This window comes from Anaplasma phagocytophilum, from assembly GCF_023476575.1.
GTDB lineage: Bacteria > Pseudomonadota > Alphaproteobacteria > Rickettsiales > Anaplasmataceae > Anaplasma > Anaplasma phagocytophilum_A.
This window is the reverse complement of record NZ_JAHLEX010000094.1, coordinates 1-4,417: the sequence shown is the minus strand read 5'-3', so window position 1 is coordinate 4,417 and position 4,417 is coordinate 1. Positions and strand designations below refer to the sequence as shown.

4 protein-coding genes are annotated in these 4,417 nt (G+C 38.9%); 3 read left to right on the top strand and 1 reads right to left on the bottom strand.

What is annotated here, in order from left to right:
• Positions 1-546: 546 nt before the first annotated feature.
• Positions 547-1,221, bottom strand: a complete 675-nt coding sequence (gene coaE, locus KPX09_RS04495) for a dephospho-CoA kinase (RefSeq protein WP_249549183.1) — start codon at positions 1,219-1,221, stop codon at positions 547-549.
• A gap of 551 nt (positions 1,222-1,772) precedes the next feature.
• Here coaE and KPX09_RS04490 point away from each other — a divergent pair.
• From KPX09_RS04490 to KPX09_RS04480, 3 genes are all read left to right on the top strand, one after another.
• Positions 1,773-2,375 (top strand): L-threonylcarbamoyladenylate synthase, encoded by a 603-nt coding sequence (locus tag KPX09_RS04490; protein WP_249549182.1) that lies wholly within the window; start codon positions 1,773-1,775, stop codon positions 2,373-2,375.
• Positions 2,363-3,241, top strand: coding sequence for a hypothetical protein (locus tag KPX09_RS04485; protein ID WP_249549181.1), 879 nt, complete (start codon positions 2,363-2,365; stop codon positions 3,239-3,241). The genes KPX09_RS04490 and KPX09_RS04485 overlap by 13 nt, the downstream gene beginning before the upstream one ends.
• A 192-nt stretch (positions 3,242-3,433) precedes the next feature.
• Positions 3,434-3,709, top strand: coding sequence for an HU family DNA-binding protein (locus KPX09_RS04480; protein ID WP_011450880.1), 276 nt, complete (start codon positions 3,434-3,436; stop codon positions 3,707-3,709).
• The last annotated feature ends 708 nt before the right edge of the window (positions 3,710-4,417 follow it).

Genomic DNA, 4,417 nt, shown 5'->3' with positions numbered 1-4,417 from the left:
CTGCTTGGGATGGTAGTAGAATTTCTTCAAGTGGTTGAGAGGAGCATACTCTGGGTATTCAAGACAGTATAAATTCTGGAGAAGCTACAGTGGCAAGAGGTAGATCTAACCCCACTATAAGAGAGCAATCTGCAGTAGATACGATTTTATCTCATTGAAAAATCTCTAGCTAATGCTCTAGAGGAAATAGGTGCCGCTAAAGTCATGGCATATGCGATACCTTCTGTACTTACAGTAGTAGCATAACAAGCCAAAGACTTACTACTAATGAAGCTTAAGCTTTTTTAACTACAAGAACCTGTTGCTCCAAGTCATGGAGATACAAATTGAGCAATTCGATATAGCAATAGCGAATTGCTTAAAGTATTGAGACCATAAAAAACATCTATTTAAGGTTACTAGGCTTGCCCTAAGTAATTACCCGAAGAGGTTGTTACTGGAAGTACCGAACTACAAAAACCCGTTGCTCTAAGAGATAAAGCTGAAATAAATCCAGCTCATACAGGAGCCACTGTAAAGTAAAAAGCATAAAATGCTGCTGATAATTCACAGAACACTAGGCAATTGACCTAGCCCATTACGTCTAGGAAGAATACATAAATGCTGACTGCGAAAATGCATATCGCGTTGTACCTTGACACGAGGATCATTGAGAATAGCAAGTACCCCTGAGGCTGTATCCCTCATGCTGCCACATGTGTTTATACTGAAATCTGCAAAATTTCGTCTTTTCTCGGCCTGTACTTGCCTACTCAAAAGGCACTTTATCCCCTCTTGCGATATACCCCTTTCTCTCAATCTCCTTACCTGTATTGCTTTGCTCGCACGCACCCACACTATAAAATCACAGCTCCTCCAATATCCCGCTTCCAATATCATAGGTATATCCAATATCACGTACCTCGCTTTCCTTATGCGACTCTCAGTAATGAATCTATTTTGTCTGATGAGTAGCTCACTATACAAGGCCGTCTGAAACATTTGCCACTTTGATCCATATTCTACAAAATGCTTTAATAGCTCTTTCCGCGAAACACAGCCATCATGAATTGAGTCTGGAAAATACTCTTGGACAAGTCCTATGATGCTGGCAAAATGCTCATACATTTTATGCACTTCTCGATCAGCATTAAAGACTCTTGCCTGACTGAATTGAGAAAAAAGCCTTGCCACCTGAGTCTTACCTGAAGCTGTTCCTCCGCTAAGGCCAAAAACTATCATGCCTTACCTGTTGTGCCGCAAAAATTTATACAATAACTATCATCTCGCTATATACCTAATAAAACGCTGTATTGCATGCATATACATGCTCAACATTTTATATGCAAAGAAATACACTTACCGTATTTAGAAATAAGCTGCGATCACGTAGAAATTCTTCTCCATCCGCCATATAGCTTAAACCTCTTATAATGAGGTTGTTACCAAGTAAGGAAGAATGCCTCGTACGCTCCGGAACAGAATACATAGTCACTTTGACTGATTACATAGCTAATAAACGATGTGATGAAAAGTACAAATCCTACGCATTGTTACAAGCTATATAGCGCATTATATGGTTTTTACTATACAAACCTCTCCCTCCATAGTACGAAAAAATTTGTCTACCATTCACGCAAGGTCCCATAAAGTACCCTTGAAAATTCAGTATAAATAGAGTTAATACGCATAGCTGAATGTGATACCCTAATACGTGGAGATGTACTTTAAAGATTTAACAACTTCATTATCGGCTACCAGCAGGCTTATAGTAACTATTTATGTTGGTATATATGGTTGAAGAAATAGTAAATGCGCTTAGAAACGAGGAAATAGTGTGTTTCCCTACTGAAACTCTATATGCTCTAGCATGTAGCGCTTTTAGTGAACGCGCAGTTGCTAAACTGTACGACATAAAACGTCGTTTACATGATAAACCTTTCTCTCTAATGTTCGGTAATATTAAGCAAGTTAAGAAGTTTTCTAATATGAAAAATACAGACTTGAGGATAATGGAAATGTTATCACCAGGGCCTATAACCTTCATACTCCCTCTGCATTATGCACAAAACTTGCCAAGACGCTTCTTCAAAGATACCCTGGGCGTGAGAATACCTGATCATGCGCTAGCGTGTAACATACTCAGTAGGTTTGAGTTCCCTGTTGTAGCTACTAGCGCAAATTTGTCTGGTGAGCGCGATGCTCTAAAGGCCTCTGATATTTCTGAGGAACTTAGAATGCATGTTTCTAAGTTATGGGAGGATGATAGCTCTGTTAGCGGAATGTGTTCTACAGTATTTGACATGGTATCGCAGAAAATACTTAGAACTGGTATGCTACCGAGTAGCAAAATTCTTGATGCTATTAACCGTGGAAAAACAACATGGACACAGTAGTTGGACATAGTACCCAAAAAAATACTCTTTGGCAAAATCGCAAAGTCAATACCTGGCTTTTATGTGGGAAAAGAGGTATCGGTAAAGCAACTTTATCGCATGCTTATGCCAGGTTTCTTACTCGCTCTGATTCCTTGGATTCTCATCCAGATGTAGCTATCATAGAAGATGAAACATCACCTATAGGTGTAGATAAGATCAGAAAAGTTAAGCACTTCTTACACATGTTGCCGATAAGTGCAGAACGTAAGATAGTGATACTTGATAGCATTGACGGGCTAAACAGCAACACAATAAACTCCATGCTCAAGATCTTGGAAGAACCGCCACAACACTCACTTATCTTGATAATTAGTCATAACCTATATAGCGTGCCTATAGTGATAAGGTCTAGGTGCATGATTCTTTCATTCTCTAAGCTTACTCTTGAAGAAACAAGACAAGTGATAGAATTAAAATTTCCCGATATGAACTTAGAAGATAAAGCAGTGGCTTTATATCCTGGAATTCCGGGAATGGTATCTGAAGACATAGACAAAGAAATAACGCTGTACGAAAACATAATTGACTTGATACAGAAAAAAAACGTTTCTGACACCATAGGAAACGTGCTGGAAACAGAACTTCCCATGCACAAGATAGAGTACTTATCACTTAAAGCTATATATGACACAATTCTGAGCACACTTAGGTTGCACGAAAGCAACACTAATTACGTGACTGATGCAAATATACTTGCAATGTTGGATAAGTACTCAAAAGCACAGGAGATTTTTTCTACCGCGCGAAAGTTACATATACATAGAGAAGCAACCCTATTTAGAATAGCTGAGATCACATCGAATCTTCTCAAATCCAAAAAATAGAGATATTGCCTAGTGTTCATGTTCGCAATTATTATGTTATTTACCTGAGTACGATGTCTTTACGTGATTTTGTGGCAAAAAGTCGTCCATGCTTAATAATACGTTAGTTAATGGCTACGAATTTAGTTGACTATACCAACCAACCTAATATCCTAGGTCCGGTTAACTTATGTCGAGTCAGGAGTTTTACTTATGAGCAAGGAAATCATAGTAAGGGCGTTGATGTCGGGTTTAGGCTTTACAAAGAAAGATTCTAGTAGCGCTTATGATGTGGTAATGTCTGCAATTAAGACAGCCCTGGAAACCAATCATTCAATTCGCCTGCACAACGTTGGTACGCTGCATGTTATTCAGTGCGCAGAGAAGAAGTACCACAATCCAAAAACTGGTCACTTAGAAACATTACCTCCAAAAAGACGTGTACGATTCCGTTCGAGTAGGAAGTTGTTAGATACGGTAAATGTGTAGAAACACTTTGTATGCGGGTGGGAACCTAGCATCTTTTTGGTTGTGTATTTCTTGTTAGAGTTGTTGCTTAGTAGACAAAGCGGATTTGTATTTGTATCGAGTTGCTACGAGCTTCAAAAGAGTTGAGTGCCTTGAGGCGATTGCGGTTTTGGTTTGTGCTGGGTTTCACCTCGCGTTTAAAGTGTGTGCTTTGTTTGGCTTGGATGTACAGATTACAATGATGTACAGTTTGTAGCTCGGTGAGTATGTTGTACTCTTTGAGTGGGTATTGTTGTTTTGTAAATGCTAACTGTACTTAGTTTCTCGAAGATGAAGTGAGTTTTAAAAACCATAGTAAGGGTACTTAAGTGTAGGTCTGTTGTGTTATTGCATATTGGGTATGTGAAATGTGTCCTTTTCTTGTATGTATCATTCAGCGGATCTCTGTACATCCGGTGAATAGTGGCATGTTATAAGGTATTTCTGAGTAAGTTTTCTTAATATATACAAAAAGCTTCATTAGTGGTGGTTGTGGCGAATAGGTTACAAGTCGCTGACAATAGCGGAGTTGCTTGGGGATGAAATATCTGAGGTTATTGGGCAAGCTGGTTATGAATGCGATATATACAACTATAAATGAAGACTGCTGCTCTTTTTATTTAACCTAGTCATAGCGTTACGAATTGTGTGATAGCACGTAATATACTGCTGGAGCATCTCCGTAGGGTA

What these genes read in the sequence shown, in the direction of transcription:
- coaE (WP_249549183.1), bottom strand. Translation starts at nt 1,221, where the DNA reads ATGATAGTTTTTGGCCTTAGCGGAGGAACAGCTTCAGGTAAGACTCAG.
- KPX09_RS04490 (WP_249549182.1), top strand. Translation starts at nt 1,773, where the DNA reads ATGGTTGAAGAAATAGTAAATGCGCTTAGAAACGAGGAAATAGTGTGT.
- KPX09_RS04485 (WP_249549181.1), top strand. Translation starts at nt 2,363, where the DNA reads ATGGACACAGTAGTTGGACATAGTACCCAAAAAAATACTCTTTGGCAA.
- KPX09_RS04480 (WP_011450880.1), top strand. Translation starts at nt 3,434, where the DNA reads ATGAGCAAGGAAATCATAGTAAGGGCGTTGATGTCGGGTTTAGGCTTT.